We start from the raw sequence: 16965 nt of genomic DNA on the forward strand, positions 1-16965 counted from the left end.
GGCCAAGTATCTGGTAGCGCATCTTCTGGTGGACGCTGCTTACCGTTTAGGCTTGTGGCTACGTAGATGGGCGTTCTGCAGCTGGCGCCGCCGGCTGCATTTCAAGTGATTGCCCTGGACGCGCCAATTACCGCATTGGTCGCAAACGCTGGTGTAGTCAATGTTCCAAGGAAAGCGCCGTGCTGGTGCTGCCGGACTGTCAGACATTGCGCGATACGCCCCGGGTTGCCGGCTTGGCGAGGAGTTGGGCGACGACGGCGGCATCCGTTTCGCTGAGTTCGCCCAGGGTGCTAGCCATCTGGCTGAGGCTTTCAAGGCGGGTTCGTGATTCCGGGGTTTTGTGTACCAGGTAACCAATGACGGCCGCGCCGATAATCGCGGTGGCCACCAGGTGGCGTGCCGGTATGGTAGCCTTCGCGCCGCTGCTGCTTAGGTTCTGTGCTTGCATGGGTATAGCCCTCTGTTGCGGTTAGGTGTCGGGGAGCTGCAACTCCTCGACACTGCTTTTTAAGGTCAGTCCTTACGGGCCAGGTGGATCACCAGGCCGTCAAAATCCGGCTCATGCTCAACGCATGATTGCCACTCCAGTACCCTCAAAATCTGTTGCCTGCTGCAGTCGTCCACCAGGATTTCGCGCTGGCCACCGGCCGCCCGGACTTCCAGAATCTCCAACAAGCTATCTTCCCCATAAGCACCGGCCTGGATGATCGGCGCGCTCTCGCCGGTGAATTCCAGGCGGTCCTGCACGGACTGCAGCTTGCTTGTTTTGCCGTCGCCGGCATTTCCCATAAACACTTGGATCTGCATCGGTCTTGCTCTCCTCTACGCCTTGAATGTCCAGCACTTCACTGTGGTCGGCCGGGGTTGTGAACACGGGTTTCGGCTGTTGAACGCAGCACGTACAGCGCTGTGTACGGCTTTGTTACTGTCTAGAAACTTGCGGGAACGGGACTCTTTGAGCAGGTCGCGCAACGTGGCCACGTCGGCCAGCTTCTGTTTGTGTTCAGCGGCACGCTCACAGAATTCGTTGAGGTTGATAGCGATCACGGTGGAGTCGCTGCTGTGGTCCACCACCGGGTCTTCGCTCAAGGATTCGAGGTAGTCGTAAACCTCCCAAAACTCGGCCACGGCCGCATGGTCGGAGCTGATCGACGCCTGGCGCTCGATGGCCATCCTCACGATCTGGCGCTGGGTGGCGGCGACCTGGGGATCACTCAATTTCAGGACCAGGCGAATACCGTCCAACAGCGAGAGCATTTGTGCGTGGTTTTTGCTGATGCGCTCCACGCGGATGTAGCCCCGCAGGTCATAGCCGCAGCTGGTGCAATTGCCCTGGTCACTGGCATAAGCCGTGCTGCAGGCGAAGCAATGGGTGTGCAAACGACGCAGCTTCGATTCGTGTTCGGGCATTCGCTGGGCGAATAGCTCAAGCACCGCGGACTCCTTGCCCACGGCCCGCAACAAGAAGTGGCTGAGGGTGCCACCGTCCAGGGCGTTGAGTTGATCCGCTGCAGTACGGCTTTCAGGTGTGACGGTCGGGCGCACGAAGTGCAGCTTCACAATGCGCGTCATGATCGCTTCGTGTGCAACCACTGCCGCGTTCTGGCTGATAGCAATCGTTCCCCGGAATGGTGGCTCGTATGTCTCGTTTCCGGCGGTCTTGACGCCTTTCGTAGCCAGGGTGCCGCCGCCATAGAAGTCTTTCAACTCGTCCCATTCGAAGGTTTTAGCGTGCGCCCGATCATCGCCGTGGCGATCCGCCTCTAGGAACACTACCGGCATGCCGGAGACCTGGCCCATCAGGCGAGACCGCCCAGCCTTGGTAGATTTCATCGGGTCAAATCCTTCATAGCCTTCGCGGCCGAGCAATTTCCAGAGGAGGTTCAGCAGGGTTGTTTTGCCGGCGCCGGCTTCACCCGTGGCTTCCAGGAATGGGAAGGATTGGTAGCGGGCGCGAATTTGTTCGCAGTACAGCGAGCCAAAGAAGAACACCAACGCGACGAAGCCCTGGGCGCCGAAGCAGGTCCACAGCAATTGCACCCACTTCTCGTCAAAGCCCTTTGCTTCACGCTGCAGCTTGATCGGAACGCCTTTCTGCAGGGTTTTCAGGCGCAGCTTGCCGAACTCGAAATAATCTTCGCTGTTGACCTTGTAGGTGGTGCCGTCCTTGATCGCGATGTCGCCGTAGACGTAGCAGGCGTACTCCTTGCTGTAGCCCACGTAGTCGATGGTCGAAACGGTTTTGATGCCGAACAGCTGATCTTTCATGAGCTTGTCGAGCTGCTGGCCACTGCCTGTGAACATGGCACCAGCCGCCATACCGAGTAGCCGCTTTTTGAATTCGCTCGCGGCCGACAGCTGGCCGCTGGTGAAGGTGTTTTTCACGCTTTCGGAGTCATGGGGAAAGTCCACACGCATGTAGTACCAGGACTCGTCCGTCACCTCGTTACGTTGGAAATACAGCGCCTGGGGGTAGCAGTTAGCAATCTCCACGACGCTGCCGGACTGCTGCAGTGCTTTTTCGCGCTGTTGCGCCTGGTTTAGCAGCTGGTCGTCGTGGTTCTCGCTGTCCTCGATGTCGGACATGGCTCGGTTGAATTTCTCCATGTCCAACTTGAACCAGTACAGGCGACTCCCGAAGCCCAGGTGAAATTCCCCGCGCTTGTTCCAGTCGTACATGAGCAATGCTTTTTCCGCCGCGCTTTCGGCCAGCAGCAGGGCGCCCTGGTGGCGGGCTTGCTTGAGGTCTGTGGCGATCTGGTCAGCACGTTTGGTTTCGTCCTGGATGAAGTTCCAACGCTGGTGAAGATCGTTCCAGTCAGACTTGCGGCCGTCGCGTTGCGGGATCTGCGCGGACTCGCAGATGAAACCCAGGGCTCGGGCTTCGCGCACCCAGCGCCGGGTGTAGGCGTTTGCGCTCGGTTCGTTGTCCAGAGCCCAAACCAGTTTGGGCAGCTTTCCGCCTTCCCGGGTTTTAACCAGCTCCTTGAGAGAGTCCACGGGGAACGCGTTGGACGACATTGCGGACACGGCAGCGATGTCGTTGTGCACCAGTGCAATGGCGTCGAAGATCCCTTCGACAATCCAGATTTCCTTGGCCTCAAGCAGATCGATGCAGGGCGGGCACCACCAGACGCCGCGATAGCTGTCCTTGGACTTGAAGCGGGCCTTCATCTTGCCGAAGCGGTGCGGTTGATCAATCAGGCGCTCCCACCAGCCACCTTTGTCCAGGGCGAAGCGCACGGTCGCGCTGCCGGCGTTGTGTTCGACGGAATAGAAGGTTTCCTGGGTGAACCAGCCCTGGATCAGCTCAAACCGAAAGCCCCGGGCGAACTCCAGATAGGCGCGTGCGGTCGCGTTGGGGTGTTGATCTGTTGCCGGCGCTCGTTTGCTCCAGTCTTCGAACAAATCGTCGTACAGCTCTTTTACGTGCAGGGTGTGGCCGCACTTTTCAGGGCGACCACAGATGACCATCCATGGCGTGTCAAACCGGGAGTACAGCTCCTTTTTTTTGCACTTGGGGCATGTGCCGCCGCGCATGTAATCGGTGCCTGTGCGGTGCTTGAGCCCGAAGTCGGACTGGAGGCGTTGCAACACGTCGTGGCGAAGATCTTCTTTCATGGTTACTTCACTGCTTTCAGGCTGTGGGACAGGGCTGCCATAAGGCGTTTTTGCGCAGCCATTACCGGGACATGGGCGAGAATTGCGCCGTGGCGTAGACCGTCCGCCACAAGGCGGAACTGGTCGGCATACCAGTGTTCGTTGAGGCTCAAGCGGTACTGTTCGCGCAAGTTGGCCAACAACGCTTCGGCCTCTGCGGGTGGCAGTTGGGTGGTGACAATTACGGCGGTTGCCATCGTGAAACCTCGTTTTTGGGCGCAGCTCACCCAAACCCACGGCAGGTAGGCTCAGGACATTGCTAAAGGGGTGTTAGGTAGCGGGGGTAATGCGAGTGGCACGGCCGGCGGCTATCAGGTGTTCATAGATCAAGTGAACAGGCACTGACCAGGTGCAGCCGCGTACGGGATCGGTGATAACCACGGCATCTGATTTGCTGGCCTTGATGTCGATCTGTTGTCGAACATTGATTTCAGCAAGATCGCCCAAAGCCTCACATGTGAGCCGCAGGGCAAGCGCTTTATCAGCTTGGAAGCTATCCACCAGGTGGCTGATGGTCCGTTCAATGAATTGGCCCTGATCACCCAAATGTTCCCCCTGGTGGCGTTCCAGGAATGTGAGTGCAGCGGCGCGGATGGTGCTGCGATAGTCCATGTCCGTTGAGGCGTTGTTCATTGTGCTTTCCCCGATTTGGCGCGGTATAGGTCTATCGCGGCATAGACTTCGGCAGTTCGTGCTGCCATGTGCAACGTGTGTGCGTTCTGAATCAACTCGGCTTCGGCGTCGGTGATCACGCCATCTTCAAGCGCCTGGGCAATGGCTTGATCGACCGTTCCCTGTTTGGCCGAACTCTGCATGGCCCGTGCGTACATCTCCACGTTATCCAGGTTCTCGGGGTGGGTAACCGGCACGAACATGCCGCCGTACATAGCCGCCACGTAATTGGCAAAGTGTTGTGTGCCGGTGACTTGCTCCAACTGGAAAATCTGCGCATCTGTCAAAGGACGGCAGTTGTTGTTCTCATATGCGTGGTTATCAAACTTCTTGAGCGGCAGGCCAATCCTGGCAGCGGCGCATTCGCGGCCACCTTCGAAGATGCAAATAATTGCACTGACGACTTCGCGACGTGTTTTTAGAACCTGGCTTTCCATCTTCTGCTGTTCCCTCAGTACGTTGCCCATTACTGTGCGATGACGCCGTCTTTGATACCAAGCAGGACGGCAGCGCGATGTGCCTCCCCACGACGGCATTGGCTTTGGCCACTCAGGACCGCATAGACGGTGCTTGGGTTGAGCTGGTGTTGGGTCGCGAAGTCTTTGGCGGACTGACCCCTTTTTTCTAATGCTTCCCGTGCTTGCTGGCGGGCTTGCTCGGTAACGCTTGAGTTCGGCATAGTGCAGATCCGTGCAATTTCATGTGGTGTGAGATGCACAATGATGCACTTAGGTGCACTTGTAAATAGTAAGGATGAAAAAAAGTGCATCTTTCTGAAGAGATCGGTTCTCGGCTGCAAGAAGAGCGGAAGCGGTGCGGCATGACGCAGAACCAGGTCGCGGAAGCACTTGGGATAGCCAAACGAACGCAGGCGAACTACGAGGCTGGATCTAGCGATGCCACGGCGTCGTACCTGAGTAAGGTTATGGTTCAGTTCCAATTCGACGTGCCCTACATCCTCACGGGACTGCGTAGCACTCTGGCCCTCGATTCGCTGAATGAGGATGAAGACAGCATTGTTCAGCAGTACCGCAGTATCCCGGCGGATGATCAAAGAGCCATTCGGCGTTTCATTAAGGCCATGGCAGACGATGCTGCCAAAGGGCTGAGCTGACCTCGATGTTTGCGCCTTGCCAGCCGCTTGCCCCCATATCAGTGCGTCAGCAATGGATTTTATGGAGTGGTAAGCATGTTGGATCGCACTAACGCCGATGCCGGTTACGTTGAAATAGCTGCATCTGCGCGGTATGAGCTTTCGCATATTGAGCGACGCTTGATTGGCTTCTATCGCCAGTTGAGTCAACGTGACCAGGAGCAATTGCGCAGGTTGACCGAAGCGCTGATAAGCAACCCGGATCCGTCCGACGAAGATTGATTCCTGAGCCGCCGACATGTGGTTGTCGGCGGTTTGCATCATGCAACTGCCTGCAAACCAAGCTGTTCAAACAACTCCCGCTGTTGTGCCCTGGGCATGTCTCTAAGCCGATCGATCAGCATCCTGTCGAACGTCTGCGCAGACGGGCTGAGCGTGTGAGAGAACGTGAGATTTGCCACCCAGCTATGCCCGCATTGGGCGTCAAGGCACTGGCAGTAGAGTTTCGCAAAATCGGCAGATAGCACCTCACGTGATGCAATTCGGCCTTTGTGTCCGCATTTACAGGTTACTCGCATGTTCCCTCCCCAAGGTGCAGCAAATTGCCACTATTTTCGCATGTGGTGCAGGGTTTTTCTCTATCTTTGAAACATTAGGTAGCGCTTTCCGCTGCTTTCTCGGGCTCTCTCCAGTTGATGCGCCTGTCTAGTCGTAGCCGGTCATTCACCTGGTTGAACAACTGGCAAATCGGCCTGATCTCGTTGCTGGTGTACACGCGATCGATCTTCTCAATATCACCAAACCCGCCGTTGTTTTCAGGGATGATCCCGGCCAGTGCAGGGTTCATCCGCCAGGCGGCGATCACGTCGTTGCGCGTGATGTTCTTCACCTTCTCCAGCTCGTCCTTGGCCTGAAAATCACCCACGGGGATGATCTGGATCGCGTTCTCCTTGCCGTTGGGGATGTTGACGAACATCGAGCGGAAGTTGCCCACACCCTTGCTGGCGCTGATCTGGGCACGCAGGTTTTCTTCGTCCTCTTCGGTCAGGTCCGGGTCGTTGGTGTAGAAGATGTAACCCGCGTGCGCACCGTTGCTGTAGTAGCGCCGGCGGAACAGGGTTGCGGCTTCGTTGAGCAACAGCGCCTGCAGGCCGCCCAGATAGTCGGGCACGCCGTAGATGTTCTGTTCCACGTCGTAGTCCAGGACGTGTTCGATTTCGTCCTGGTCGAAGTCCATGTACTTACCCTCTGGCTGCAGCATCCTGAACCCGCCATCGACCTTCACGCGCATGTTGATCGCCGGTAGGTGCTGCATCTCCAGCACTTCGCCGAAGGCGTTGGTGTCGCGGTAAAAATACGCCTCGCCAAACACCATGTAGTCCAGGCTCGCCCGGCCCATGGTTTGCGTGGTGCAGCCCTCGGAGGGGATGAACTCACGCAGCAGCAGGTTGCGCTTGAACTTGGGAATGGCGCCGTGGTGCGCGTTGGCGCGCAGCAGCTTGGCCAGGCCCGCCCGCGACACTGGCGGCTTGTAGATTTCGCCGTCGTCGCTGAGGAACACCCCCAGGTACTCGCCGATATTGCCGGACAGCACCTGTTCGGGTTCCCCGAAGGTGAAAGCACGCATGGGCTGTGGCTGTTGCACCTGCTGGTTGGCTTGGGGCTTTTTGTGTCGTGGCTTGGGCATTGGTTCCGCTCGTAACGTAGCGGCTGCGGCGCCGCTTGTTGTGGTTTAGGGGTTCATTGGCCAGGGCGTGCATGACCGCCCAGGCGATGTCGGCGTGACCGGTGGCGTCGGTACGCGAAGCGCTGTAGGTCACTTGGCCGCTGGTGGTGGTGCCGCGCTTGATCGTCAGGAACGCCTGGGCGATGTCGGTCCAGCCTGCATCCCACTCGATGCGACTGCCCTGGATCGTGTCCTGGGCCTTGAGCACCAGGGTATTTTTGGTTTCCAGGCTGTAGTGGATCGGCGTGGCCTTCGCGTAGAAGTCGCGCACCAGGTCGAACACGCCATAGCCCACGCCGGTGATGTCGATGCCGATGTGTTGCACGTTGAACCGCTCGGTGAGCTTCTTGACCTGGGCAGCCTGGAAGGTGAACGAATGCCCCCGCCAGCTGTGCTTTTCCAGGATGCGGAATTTCGCCCCGGGTTCCAGCGGTGGTGCGACCACCACACAGGTGGCGTCGTCGCGGGTACGGCTTGGATCGTAGCCAAGCCACACCGGGCTGTTGCCGAAAGGCCGATCCAGTTCCGGGTCGTAGTCTTCCCACAAGGACAGGTCGGAGTAGCAGCGCTCCAGATCCTTGAGCCCGAACGCGCTCTGGCTGCTGTCGATGAACTTGCAGTAGAACAGCTGCTGGAATTTGTCCTCGTCGTACTCCAGCTGCAGCTGCTCCAGGTCGAACAGATCGCAACCGCCGGCGATGGCATCGTCCAGGGTGATGGTCTTTCGCCACTGACCATCGGGGCACAGCGCGCCCTGGGTGTACGCCGCTTCGGTGGGCCAGACACCGCCGGCTTTCTTGCCGCGTTTGCTGTTGCGGAATTCCTCACCGGACCAGAAGGGGTAAGCCTGGTGCGACACCGCGCTGGGCGTTGAAAAGTAGGTTTTGCGCCACTTCTTGTGCGTGCCCATGGCGCTGGCCACGGTGCTGAGTTTGTCGAAGTCGCGAATCCAGAAATACTCATCCACGTAGACGTGGCCATGGTAGCCCTGGGCGGTGCTGCTGTTGGTGCTGAGGAAGCGCAGTTCGGCGCCGTTGCTGAGAGTGATCGGGTTGCCGGTCAGCTCGATGTCAAACCATTGCTTGGCGAACTGGATGATGTAGCTGCGGAAGATTTCCGACTGCGAGCGGCTGGCCGATAGGAACACCTGGTTGTCGCCGCTCAGTACCGCGTCCATGAACGCTTCGCCAGCGAAGTAGTAGGTCAGGCCCACCTGGCGGCTTTTGAGGACGTTACGGATGCGACAGGTCAGCGGGTTTTGCTTGGCGGCGAACAGTTCCTGCTGATAGCGGTACATCTTGCTGATGAACTTATCCAGGAAGTCCACTTCGGACAGCCCGCTGATGTCGTTCTTGGCCTTCTTCTCCTTTTTCTTGCCGCCACCTTCGCCACGGCCCGAACGCTCGCCACGCGCACCAGGGCGACGTTCCTGGGGCTCGCCGGCAGATTCCCCCGCCGGCGCCGGCAACGGTTTGACCGCTTGCTTTAACAGGCGCTCGCGAACGGTGGTCAGTCGGTCCAGCTCGTTCAGCTCGTCTTTGGTGAGGCTGCTGGCTTTGTCCAAGAGGAGAGTGATTCGCCGGCCAACGGCGGTCAGCGGTTCTTCGTCCGACAGCATGTCCTCCCATCCGCCCTGGCGTATCCAGTAGTAGACGATTCGGATGTTGGGCAGGTTGAGCTGCGCCTGAATTTCCTTGGCCTTACAGCGGCGCAGGAACAGGCGTTTGGCGGCTTCTTTAACTTCGGTCGAGTAGTACATGCGCCGCAGTCTATGCGGCGAAAACGCTGGAAACGCGGGGTTAAATTCCGCGATTCACCTATATGTCGAATATAGGAGAAACGCGCATTTGAACCGTTTGTTCGGGGCTCGGCGGCTCCCTATCTTGGCGGCTCATTCAGCGATTGAGCGCAGTTAGACCCATGCCCCGTTCCCTTGTTTCTTTCTGGAAACGTGTCGCCACCAGCGGTGCCACCGTCGATGGGCGCGTGATCCTTCCCCAGGAACTGCGCGACATCGCTGAAACCTACAAGCCGTCCTTTTACACGGCTGTGATCTGGTGCGATCACGAACGCTGGCCTGGCTCCCACGGCACCGTCTACGCGGTGCGCCTGGTGGAAGAAGCCGACGACCTGGAGCCGGGCGAAGTAGCGTTGGAAGCGCAATTGAAGCCCAACGACCGCCTGCTGTACCTGAATGACCAGGGCCAGAAGCTGTTCACCAGCATCGAGATCACCCCCGACTTCCGAGGCAAGGGCAAAGCCTACCTGACCGGCATGGGCGTTACCGACCAGCCCGCCAGCGTGGGCACCCAGGAGCTGTATTTCTCCCACCAGAACACCCGCGCTTCCTATTACGCCGCCTCGGTCGAACTTGGCCGCCTGCAGGACGACAGCAAAGCAACCGCAGAAACCGGACTGATCAATGCCTTGACCGGCTTCTTCAAACGTTTTGCGGCCGATGTGCTGCCCACCGAAACCACTCCACCTCAAACAGAGAGCAACCCCCCAATGGATGAAGCTACAGCAACGGCTTTGACGGCCCTGGTGGCTCAGCTACTGGTTGTCGCTGCCGGCCTTCAGGCCGTCATTGAACCGGCCGCCGCAGATGCACCGGAACCTGACCAGGACCTGATCGACGATGTCAGCACGGCCGTGGACGACATCGTCACTACTGCCGAGCAAGAGCGCGAATTCCGCCGTAACGGTGGCGCGTCGAACAAGGCCGTTTTGGCAAGCCTGAAAAAACTGGAAGAGCAATTCAGCGCACTGCAGAACAACTCCACCGGTCGCCGCCTGCCGAGCAATCCCGGCCCGGTAACCACCGTCAAAAAGCGGGTGCTCTGACATGGCCTATTCCCTGAGTGCCTACGGCGCCCAAATGTTCGCGCAACTGCAGCTCGCTATTGCGGAAACCTACGGCGTTGACCTTGCCACCAAGATGTTCAGCGTCGATCCGACCATCGCCCAGGAGCTGAACGACGCCATCACGGCTAAGTCGGACTTCCTGGGGCGGATCAACGTCATCCCGGTGACCGAGATCAAAGGTCAGAAGGTCTTCATTGGCGTGTCGGGTCCAGTCACTGGCCGTACGAACACCAACAGCAAGGACCGCGAAGCCAAGGATGCATCCGCGCTCGATCAGACGACCTACGAACTGTCGTCTACCGAGTCAGATGTGGGCATGCCGTACGCCAAGATCGACGCCTGGGCCAAGTTCCCGGACTTCCACCAGCGCTATTCCGCAGCTGTACAAAAGCAGATCGCGCTGGACCGCATCATGGTCGGCTTCCACGGCACTCACGCTGCTCCGCAGACTGATATTGCCCAATACCCGATGCTGCAGGACGTCAACAAAGGCTGGCTGCAACAAGCCCGTGAGCAGATCCCGGCCCAGGTACTCAAGGAAGGCAAGGTCGCCGGCAAAGTCACCCTCGGCGCCGGTGGCGACTACGCCAACTTGGATGCCCTGGTGCACGACACCAAACAACTGGTGGACGAACGTCTGCGCGATGCCGGCGACTTGATCGCGATCATCGGCACCGACCTGTTGGCCGCTGACAAGGCCAAGCTGTATTCGAAGCAGGGCGACACCCCGACCGAAAAAGAGCGCATCGAAGAGGCCCAGGTAATCGCCACCTACGGCGGCTTGCCGAGCTTTAGCGTGCCGTTCTTCCCGGTCAACGGCGTCGTCGTCACCAGTTGGGACAACCTGTCGATCTACTTCCAGGACTCCAGTTGGCGTAAGCAGACCATCGACAATCCGAAGCGCTCCCGCGTCGAGGACTACAACAGCCGCAACGAAGGTTATGTGATCGAGCAGTTGGAAAAGTTCGCCATGACCGAAAACGTGGAGCTGGTGGCGTGAGTCTGGCCCTGGCGCACAAGCGCCGCACCATCGCCCTTGGAGGCGCCGCCGTTGTGGCGGCTGCCGCCTGCGCAACGCTTCCTTACTCGCCGGCGGAAGCCCTGAGCAGCCCTGCCAATGCGCGCAAGCACTTGCTGCTGCAGGAAGCCGCACTGGACCAGGATCTGGAGCGCATCAGCGCAATCAACGGTCTGGCCGGACGCCAGGCCCTCAAGCGCGAAGAGCTGCTGCCCAAGTACCAGGAATACGTCCAGCGCTATTGCGAGTCGGGGCTGAATTTTCCCAACCGCGTCGCGGTGCAGGTACTGGTCTGGCTGTTCGACACGGCCCAGTTCGAAGACGCCCTGGGCCTGGCCGACTTCCTGATCGAGCAGGGCCAGCAGATGCCGGAGCGCTTCAAGCGCCGTGACATCCAGACCTTTGTCGCCGACGCCGTGTGCGAGTGGGCCTACGCCGAATACAAAGCCAACCGCAGCCCGGAGCCTTACCTCTCCGACCTGCTGCCGCTGGTTGACGGTGAGTGGCAACTGACGGAGCAGATCCCGAGCAAGTACCACAAGTTGATCGGCATGCGCGCCATGGAGGCAGGGCAGTTTGAGGTCGCACTCAAGCACCTGGAGCGTTCAACGGAGCTGTACGCCCAGGCCGGCAACGACACCCGTATCGAAAAGGTCCGCAAGGCCCTGGCAAAACAAGCGGCCGCTAACCCGGCCACCGAATAACCGACTACCCCCCCCAGCGGGGACTTGTGGAAGTGAGCCGCCCATTTATGGACCGTCCCACTGAAAACAGGCTCCCCGCCCTATTTGAGCGGTCAGCAATGAGCTTTTCCGGGAAACCCACCACCTTTGTGGAACAGGCGATAGAGAACGACGGCTTTTGGCCCGACCTCTCCGTGTCCGAATTCCAGAAGGAACAACGCCTGCCGGCGGAGTACCTGGTGGAGCTGCTGGCCGATGCGTTGAACACTGCAATGGTCGAGGTCAATACCGACCTGGCCAAGTGCAAAGCCCGCTGGCAAGCCAACGGCGTCACGCGTGTTGAGTCCGCGGACTCCACGGTGCTGCCTGAACGCGCCTTCCAGGTGCGGCTTTACAAGCGTGCCGTGTACTGCCGCGCCAAAGGGAACGCGCTGCCGCAGTTCCCCACCGTGACCCGCCGCGAAAGCGCCGAGAACACCGGCAAAGAAGCGCCCGAGCGTGCGGAAACCTTCCTGGCTTTCAGTCAGCAGGCCGTGCGCGCTCTGCAGGGCCGTGGCCGCATCACGGCCGCGTTGCTGTGATCAAGCTGCAGGCCATGACGGCCTACCTGATCGAGCGCCGCCTGGTCGAGCCTGAACAGCTCGACAGCTGGACCGACCAGGTCAAGTTAGACCTGATCTGGAAGCCCGACGTTGGCGGTATGCGTATGGGTGACATGCGCTACCTCGCCACCATTGCCCTGGAGCGTTTCGCCGATCACCCGGGGCGCCTTATGGCGCTAGTGGGCAGTTGGCTTGAAACCCACGACCAAAACCGCGACGACCTGCCCGGGGCGAGTTTCGACATCACCATGCTCGATAACGATCTGGCGGACGTGGACATCACCCTGGAGTTCATCGAGCCGCAGTACCTGGCCGAAGACCCCGCCGGCGAGATCGAGGCGTTCGGTAAGTCCTGGTCGTTTATCCCATTCGACCTATGGGTAGCTGAACACGGTGAGGTCTCCAGCAATGGCAGGTCGTAGCACGCTTGAGCTGGACGCACGGGGATACCTGGGCGTCCAGGAACAACTCGCGCTGCTGACGTTGTCGCCGCAGTTGCGCCGGCGTTTGCTGAACAACGTGACCAAGCGCGTACGCACGATGAACCGAAAAAACGTGCGCGACCAGAAGAACACCGATGGCACCCCGTTCGCCGCCCGTAAGGGCGAGACCAAGGGCAAAAAGAAGATGGAGGCGGGCCTGGCCAAGCTGATGCAGGTCACGCGGGTCAGCCCGGATGAAGCCGTGCTGGGCTGGCGTAACGCCCTGACCAGTTGGGTCGCCGCGCAGCAGCACAACGGGGCCAGCGAGCGCCGTACCGCCGCGCAGATGCGCAAGTGGAACAACGTTTCTCCCGGCCTGGCCGCTACCGACAAGCAGGCCAAGCGCCTGCGCCGTCTCGGTTTCAAGGTGCGCCAGGCCGGGAAAAAGGCGCTGACCAGGCCCTCGGTGGCCTGGATCAAAGAGCACGTTAACTACGCCAAAGCGGGCCTGCTCATTCGCATCCTGGACGACGAAAAGAAAGAAAGCACCGGCGCCCAAAGCTGGGAAATAACCCTGCCAAAACGCCAGTTCATTGGGGTCAGCACTGAGCACGATACCGGCTTGCTGTTGAACCAGGTGCTCCAACAAATCCTTAATTCACCCCGCTAGCGAGGCAATGCATGGCCATCGGTAAAGTCAGCGTCAACAATCTCAACCTCGGCCAAGGCGCCGTCACCGAGATCGAGCGCTATTTCTTGTTCATCGGTCCCGCCGCGAAAAACGTCGGCAAGCTGGTGTTGCTCGACACCCAAAGCGATCTGGACACCCAGCTGGGCGTCCCAGCCAGCGACCTGAAAACTCAGATCCAAGCCGCACGCCTGAATGGCGGCGACCGTTGGGCCTGTGTGGCGGCGCCCATCGCCGAAGACATCACCTGGCAGGATGCCCTGGCCGCTGCCACTCGCACGTACTCCGTCGAGGCCGTGGTGATCACCTATCCAGTTACCAGCGGTGCCGAGCTGTCGGCCATGCACGATGCCGCCATTGATCTGAGCAACCGCCTGGGTCGTCGCGTCTTTGTGATGGCAGCTACCCCGGGCATCGCCCTGGAACAAACTTGGGACGCCTACGTCGTTGAGCAAACCGCGATTGTGAAAGGTCTCGCCGCGCCCCGCGTTCTGCCGGTGCCGCAGCTGCACGGCAATAACCTGGGCGTGCTTGCCGGACGGCTCGCAAACGCGGCAGTAAGCATCGCTGATACGCCGATGCGAGTCGCCACCGGTGCCGTTATTGGTCTCGGTACCGAACCGAGGGATCGGGCCGGCGACCCTTTGCCGTCTGCTGTGCTGACCCAGCTGGACGCCGCACGCCTTTCGGTGCCGCAGACCTACCCCGACTACCCAGGCGTGTTTTGGGGCGACGGCAATCTGCTGGATGCCCCGGGCAGCGACTTCCAGGTGATCGAGCACCTGCGCGTGATCGACAAGGCAGCGCGGCGTGTACGCATGTTGCTGATTCAGCGCGTGGGTGATCGCAAGCTGAACAACTCGCCCAACTCGATGGCGGCCGCCACCTCGGCGTTGATGGCGCCCCTGCGCCAGATGGCCAAGTCAGTGACCTTCGCCGGCCAGCAATTCCCGGGCGAGATCGAGCCGCCCAAAGATGGCGACGTAACCCTGGTCTGGAAGAGCAAAACCGCCGTCGATGCGTACCTGGTCCTGCGCCCCCTCAACTGCCCGAAAGACCTGACGGCGAACATCGCCCTGGATCTTTCCACTGACGACTCGGAGTAACCCTTATGGCCCGCATTGGCGGTATGAACTTCGACGTGAACATGGGCGACCTGCTTGTTCACGTCGAAAACGCGACCCTGGACATCACCGACAACTCGGCGGTGGCCCAGACCAAGGGCGTCCCGGACGGCTTTATTGATGGCGACGTGGCTGCCGCCGGCGAGCTGGAGCTGGACACCCAAAACTTCAACCTGGTGATCGAGGCGGCAGGCAAAGCGGGCAGTTTCCGCAAGCTGGAAACCTTCGACCTGGTGTTCTTTGCCAAGACCGCCGACGAGGAAATGCGCGTTGAGGCGTTCGGCTGCAAATTCCGTATTTCCAGCCTGTTGAGCATTGCTCCTAAAGGCGGTGAGAAGTCCAAGCACAAGCTGCCGTTTGACGTCACTAGCCCGGATTTCATCCGCATCAATGGCGTGCCGTACCTCGACAGCACCGAGACCGAGGGTCTGCGTTGATGTCCTGCCTGTTCGACCGCGCCCAGGCCCTGGAGCAACGCGAGCGTGATCAAGCCATCGCCGCCCAGCTGGCCCGCAAACGGCCGAGCGGGCCAAGCCTGACCCACTGCGAAGACTGCGACAAACCCATCCCGGAACAGCGCCGTGCCCTGGGCGGAATGACCCACTGCGTGCCGTGCCAATCCCTTATTGAGCAAGGACAGCGCCGATGACCATTCGCGCCACGCCCAAACGCAACCTGGAAAGCCGCGTCGCCGTGCTTGAACACCGTTTCAGCGACCTGGAAGACCGCCACGCAACCGTGCCAACCCGCGTCACCCGGTTGGAAGGCGAGTTCGAACACATGGCGGTACAGCTCTCAGATCTGAACGATGGCCAGCGCGAACTGACGGCAACCGTGGCCGACATCGGCACCAAGGTCACCCGTATGTTGGCGGTGCTGACCGTGCTGGGCATTCTGGCGCAGATGATCGGTGCCGCGTTGCTGCGGGTGCTGTTCCCGTGAGCCTGCGCAGCAAGATTGCCGCCGGCGCCATCGTGCTGGTTAGCGCGCCGTTGCTCGCCTTCCTGGGCAAGTGGGAAGGGAAGGGCCAGAACATCGTCTACCCCGACCAACTCGCCCGTGGCCTGCCCACCGTGTGCAAGGGCATCACGCGTTACACCAGCCCGTATCCGCTGGTGATCGGTGACTACTGGTCGCCGGCACGTTGCGCCGAGGTGGAGCAGCTGGTGGTTGAAAAGGGCCAGTTGGCCCTTGCCGACTGCCTGACAAATCCAGCCATCGGCCAGCAGACGTTCGACGCACTCAGCAGCCACGGCCATAACTTCGGCGTGCCCAGCACCTGCGCCAGTCGGGCCGTTGGCCTGATCAACGCCGGCCGCATCAAGGACGGCTGCAAGGCGCTCGCCTGGGGGCCTGATGGCAAAACCCCGGTGTGGTCGTCGGTCACTGATGGCCAGGGGCGCAAGCGCTTTGTACCAGGGCTGCACGCCCGTCGGCGCGCCGAAGCGGCCATGTGCGTGGAGGGTCTGTGATGCGCGATGCCATTTTGATCCTGGTGCTATGCCTGACGGCCTGGTTCAGCGTTCACCTGCTGCAAGGCCAGCGCGACACCGCCCGCGCCGAGCGTGACCAGGCGCAAGACGAACGCGACGCCCTACGTGAAGCCGCCCGTATCAACGGTGAGCGCATGACCCAGGCCGCGAGCAATGACGTTAAGCACACCCAGGAACTGACCGATGCACGCGATAAAAACCTTAATCGCCGCCGCGCTGTTGATGCTGGCGATCAGCGGTTGCTCGTCAAAGCCGCCTGTCCAGCCGCAGTGCCCGCCCATGCCGGCGCCGGCGGCGTGGCTGATGCAGCCCCCGCCGAACTCGCAACAAACGCTCGACCGGATTATTTCACCCTCGTCGATCAACTCGCCCTCAGTCGGCAAATGATCCTCGGCCTGCAGGACCAGGTGCGGCTCTGCCTGCACTGATTCCCCCACTTTTCCCTGAACCACACGGAGCTACACCATGACTCGCCGCACCATCACCCTGACCATCGCCGACAAAGATTTCGACTTCACCCTGGGGGCGCCCGAGGTCACCAAGTACTTCAACGCCATGACCCAGACCAACAAGATCGCCCCGGCTCATAACCTGCTTTCCACTAGCGTGAAAGCGGATCAGCGCGACGACCTCAAGTTGTACCTGGTCAACCCGGTGACCGTCATTCAGATCGCCGGCGCACTGCTGGAAGAGTTCAGCCCTGACGTCGAGATCACCGTAAAAAAGCCCTCGGATACGCCGAGCGCCTGACCGAAAACAGCCTGGGCCAGCTCTTGGCCCTGACCGCACGCTGGTTACCTGGTGCGGAGCCCACGGTGGAAAACCTGGGCTCTGCCAAGTGGCTTGAAGACGAATACTGGAAACGCATGGAATTTGCCGTGGCCAACGGCATTGCCCACGCGTTTAACGGATAAGCACC

24 protein-coding genes are annotated in these 16965 nt (G+C 60.2%); 14 read left to right on the forward strand and 10 right to left on the reverse strand.

Translation table 11 applies throughout. The annotated features are described in order from the left end of the window. Positions 1–199: 199 nt before the first annotated feature. The 10 genes from G9Q84_RS26785 to G9Q84_RS26840 all read right to left on the reverse strand — a co-directional run bounded on the left by G9Q84_RS26785 (position 200) and on the right by G9Q84_RS26840 (position 8910). Complete coding sequence (locus tag G9Q84_RS26785) at positions 200–448, reverse strand: hypothetical protein (RefSeq protein ID WP_181644365.1); 249 nt, start codon at positions 446–448, stop codon at positions 200–202. A 65-nt stretch (positions 449–513) separates the two neighbouring features. After that, complete coding sequence (locus G9Q84_RS26790) at positions 514–807, reverse strand: hypothetical protein (RefSeq protein ID WP_181644366.1); 294 nt, start codon at positions 805–807, stop codon at positions 514–516. 15 nt (positions 808–822) lie between these two features. Continuing rightward, positions 823–3621, reverse strand: a complete 2799-nt coding sequence (locus G9Q84_RS26795; RefSeq protein ID WP_181644367.1) for a toprim domain-containing protein — start codon at positions 3619–3621, stop codon at positions 823–825. A gap of 2 nt (positions 3622–3623) precedes the next feature. Then, complete coding sequence (locus G9Q84_RS26800) at positions 3624–3857, reverse strand: hypothetical protein (RefSeq protein WP_032887471.1); 234 nt, start codon at positions 3855–3857, stop codon at positions 3624–3626. 73 nt (positions 3858–3930) lie between these two features. Continuing rightward, entirely contained in the window at positions 3931–4293 is a 363-nt protein-coding gene (locus tag G9Q84_RS26805; RefSeq protein ID WP_181644368.1) for a hypothetical protein, read from the reverse strand. After that, positions 4290–4769, reverse strand: coding sequence for a YmfL family putative regulatory protein (locus G9Q84_RS26810; protein WP_274603015.1), 480 nt, complete (start codon positions 4767–4769; stop codon positions 4290–4292). The genes G9Q84_RS26805 and G9Q84_RS26810 overlap by 4 nt, the downstream gene beginning before the upstream one ends. A gap of 29 nt (positions 4770–4798) precedes the next feature. After that, a complete protein-coding gene (locus G9Q84_RS26815; protein ID WP_122757077.1) occupies positions 4799–5011 on the reverse strand; it encodes a helix-turn-helix domain-containing protein in 213 nt (70 codons plus the stop codon). A 734-nt stretch (positions 5012–5745) separates the two neighbouring features. Beyond that, the gene (locus G9Q84_RS26830; RefSeq protein ID WP_181644371.1) at positions 5746–6003 is read right to left on the reverse strand and encodes an Ogr/Delta-like zinc finger protein; all 258 of its coding nucleotides are present in this window, start codon (positions 6001–6003) and stop codon (positions 5746–5748) included. A gap of 74 nt (positions 6004–6077) precedes the next feature. Next, complete coding sequence (locus tag G9Q84_RS26835; RefSeq protein WP_181644391.1) at positions 6078–6947, reverse strand: phage portal protein; 870 nt, start codon at positions 6945–6947, stop codon at positions 6078–6080. Continuing rightward, positions 6859–8910 (reverse strand): terminase large subunit domain-containing protein, encoded by a 2052-nt coding sequence (locus tag G9Q84_RS26840; RefSeq protein WP_181644372.1) that lies wholly within the window; start codon positions 8908–8910, stop codon positions 6859–6861. Before G9Q84_RS26840 ends, G9Q84_RS26835 begins: the two co-directional genes overlap by 89 nt. Positions 8911–9071: 161 nt before the next feature. On the opposite strand from G9Q84_RS26840, the gene G9Q84_RS26845 reads away from it, so the two are divergent. The 14 genes from G9Q84_RS26845 to G9Q84_RS26910 all read left to right on the forward strand — a co-directional run bounded on the left by G9Q84_RS26845 (position 9072) and on the right by G9Q84_RS26910 (position 16960). Continuing rightward, positions 9072–9995, forward strand: a complete 924-nt coding sequence (locus tag G9Q84_RS26845) for a GPO family capsid scaffolding protein (protein ID WP_181644373.1) — start codon at positions 9072–9074, stop codon at positions 9993–9995. Between the two features lies 1 nt (position 9996). Continuing rightward, positions 9997–11016, forward strand: coding sequence for a phage major capsid protein, P2 family (locus tag G9Q84_RS26850; RefSeq protein ID WP_181644374.1), 1020 nt, complete (start codon positions 9997–9999; stop codon positions 11014–11016). After that, positions 11013–11738, forward strand: a complete 726-nt coding sequence (gene gpM, locus G9Q84_RS26855; RefSeq protein WP_181644375.1) for a phage terminase small subunit — start codon at positions 11013–11015, stop codon at positions 11736–11738. The genes G9Q84_RS26850 and gpM overlap by 4 nt, the downstream gene beginning before the upstream one ends. A 98-nt stretch (positions 11739–11836) precedes the next feature. Then, entirely contained in the window at positions 11837–12298 is a 462-nt protein-coding gene (locus G9Q84_RS26860; RefSeq protein WP_131697326.1) for a head completion/stabilization protein, read from the forward strand. Next, positions 12295–12741: a phage tail protein gene (locus tag G9Q84_RS26865; RefSeq protein WP_181644376.1), complete on the forward strand. Its 447-nt coding sequence runs from the start codon at positions 12295–12297 to the stop codon at positions 12739–12741. The genes G9Q84_RS26860 and G9Q84_RS26865 overlap by 4 nt, the downstream gene beginning before the upstream one ends. Then, positions 12728–13411, forward strand: a complete 684-nt coding sequence (locus tag G9Q84_RS26870; RefSeq protein ID WP_032887492.1) for a phage virion morphogenesis family protein — start codon at positions 12728–12730, stop codon at positions 13409–13411. Before G9Q84_RS26865 ends, G9Q84_RS26870 begins: the two co-directional genes overlap by 14 nt. A gap of 11 nt (positions 13412–13422) precedes the next feature. Continuing rightward, positions 13423–14535: a DUF2586 domain-containing protein gene (locus G9Q84_RS26875; RefSeq protein ID WP_181644377.1), complete on the forward strand. Its 1113-nt coding sequence runs from the start codon at positions 13423–13425 to the stop codon at positions 14533–14535. Between the two features lie 5 nt (positions 14536–14540). Beyond that, on the forward strand, positions 14541–14990 hold the full coding sequence (locus tag G9Q84_RS26880; RefSeq protein WP_032887496.1) for a phage protein: 450 nt from the start codon (positions 14541–14543) through the stop codon (positions 14988–14990). Further along, entirely contained in the window at positions 14990–15202 is a 213-nt protein-coding gene (locus tag G9Q84_RS26885) for a TraR/DksA family transcriptional regulator (RefSeq protein ID WP_032887498.1), read from the forward strand. Before G9Q84_RS26880 ends, G9Q84_RS26885 begins: the two co-directional genes overlap by 1 nt. Continuing rightward, complete coding sequence (locus tag G9Q84_RS26890; protein ID WP_122757064.1) at positions 15199–15495, forward strand: hypothetical protein; 297 nt, start codon at positions 15199–15201, stop codon at positions 15493–15495. The genes G9Q84_RS26885 and G9Q84_RS26890 overlap by 4 nt, the downstream gene beginning before the upstream one ends. Beyond that, positions 15492–16025, forward strand: coding sequence for a glycoside hydrolase family protein (locus tag G9Q84_RS26895; RefSeq protein ID WP_181644378.1), 534 nt, complete (start codon positions 15492–15494; stop codon positions 16023–16025). Before G9Q84_RS26890 ends, G9Q84_RS26895 begins: the two co-directional genes overlap by 4 nt. Beyond that, complete coding sequence (locus G9Q84_RS26900; protein ID WP_181644379.1) at positions 16025–16474, forward strand: lysis system i-spanin subunit Rz; 450 nt, start codon at positions 16025–16027, stop codon at positions 16472–16474. The genes G9Q84_RS26895 and G9Q84_RS26900 overlap by 1 nt, the downstream gene beginning before the upstream one ends. Before the next feature lie 37 nt (positions 16475–16511). Next, a complete protein-coding gene (locus G9Q84_RS26905; protein WP_032887505.1) occupies positions 16512–16796 on the forward strand; it encodes a putative phage tail assembly chaperone in 285 nt (94 codons plus the stop codon). A gap of 23 nt (positions 16797–16819) precedes the next feature. Next, positions 16820–16960 carry a DUF6890 family protein gene (locus tag G9Q84_RS26910; RefSeq protein WP_032887507.1) on the forward strand — a complete coding sequence of 47 codons (141 nt, stop codon included), beginning with the start codon at positions 16820–16822 and terminating at the stop codon, positions 16958–16960. Positions 16961–16965: the final 5 nt, after the last annotated feature.

It is taken from the genome of Pseudomonas sivasensis (genome assembly GCF_013778505.1).
GTDB classification, from domain to species: domain Bacteria; phylum Pseudomonadota; class Gammaproteobacteria; order Pseudomonadales; family Pseudomonadaceae; genus Aquipseudomonas; species Aquipseudomonas sivasensis.

What these genes read in the sequence shown, in the direction of transcription:
- G9Q84_RS26880 (WP_032887496.1), top strand. Translation starts at nt 14,541, where the DNA reads ATGGCCCGCATTGGCGGTATGAACTTCGACGTGAACATGGGCGACCTG.
- G9Q84_RS26845 (WP_181644373.1), top strand. Translation starts at nt 9,072, where the DNA reads ATGCCCCGTTCCCTTGTTTCTTTCTGGAAACGTGTCGCCACCAGCGGT.
- G9Q84_RS26885 (WP_032887498.1), top strand. Translation starts at nt 14,990, where the DNA reads ATGTCCTGCCTGTTCGACCGCGCCCAGGCCCTGGAGCAACGCGAGCGT.
- G9Q84_RS26815 (WP_122757077.1), bottom strand. Translation starts at nt 5,011, where the DNA reads ATGCCGAACTCAAGCGTTACCGAGCAAGCCCGCCAGCAAGCACGGGAA.
- G9Q84_RS26870 (WP_032887492.1), top strand. Translation starts at nt 12,728, where the DNA reads ATGGCAGGTCGTAGCACGCTTGAGCTGGACGCACGGGGATACCTGGGC.
- G9Q84_RS26800 (WP_032887471.1), bottom strand. Translation starts at nt 3,857, where the DNA reads ATGGCAACCGCCGTAATTGTCACCACCCAACTGCCACCCGCAGAGGCC.
- G9Q84_RS26805 (WP_181644368.1), bottom strand. Translation starts at nt 4,293, where the DNA reads ATGAACAACGCCTCAACGGACATGGACTATCGCAGCACCATCCGCGCC.
- G9Q84_RS26830 (WP_181644371.1), bottom strand. Translation starts at nt 6,003, where the DNA reads ATGCGAGTAACCTGTAAATGCGGACACAAAGGCCGAATTGCATCACGT.
- G9Q84_RS26840 (WP_181644372.1), bottom strand. Translation starts at nt 8,910, where the DNA reads ATGTACTACTCGACCGAAGTTAAAGAAGCCGCCAAACGCCTGTTCCTG.
- G9Q84_RS26890 (WP_122757064.1), top strand. Translation starts at nt 15,199, where the DNA reads ATGACCATTCGCGCCACGCCCAAACGCAACCTGGAAAGCCGCGTCGCC.
- G9Q84_RS26785 (WP_181644365.1), bottom strand. Translation starts at nt 448, where the DNA reads ATGCAAGCACAGAACCTAAGCAGCAGCGGCGCGAAGGCTACCATACCG.
- G9Q84_RS26900 (WP_181644379.1), top strand. Translation starts at nt 16,025, where the DNA reads ATGCGCGATGCCATTTTGATCCTGGTGCTATGCCTGACGGCCTGGTTC.
- G9Q84_RS26905 (WP_032887505.1), top strand. Translation starts at nt 16,512, where the DNA reads ATGACTCGCCGCACCATCACCCTGACCATCGCCGACAAAGATTTCGAC.
- G9Q84_RS26850 (WP_181644374.1), top strand. Translation starts at nt 9,997, where the DNA reads ATGGCCTATTCCCTGAGTGCCTACGGCGCCCAAATGTTCGCGCAACTG.
- G9Q84_RS26790 (WP_181644366.1), bottom strand. Translation starts at nt 807, where the DNA reads ATGCAGATCCAAGTGTTTATGGGAAATGCCGGCGACGGCAAAACAAGC.
- G9Q84_RS26875 (WP_181644377.1), top strand. Translation starts at nt 13,423, where the DNA reads ATGGCCATCGGTAAAGTCAGCGTCAACAATCTCAACCTCGGCCAAGGC.
- G9Q84_RS26795 (WP_181644367.1), bottom strand. Translation starts at nt 3,621, where the DNA reads ATGAAAGAAGATCTTCGCCACGACGTGTTGCAACGCCTCCAGTCCGAC.
- G9Q84_RS26860 (WP_131697326.1), top strand. Translation starts at nt 11,837, where the DNA reads ATGAGCTTTTCCGGGAAACCCACCACCTTTGTGGAACAGGCGATAGAG.
- G9Q84_RS26810 (WP_274603015.1), bottom strand. Translation starts at nt 4,769, where the DNA reads ATGGAAAGCCAGGTTCTAAAAACACGTCGCGAAGTCGTCAGTGCAATT.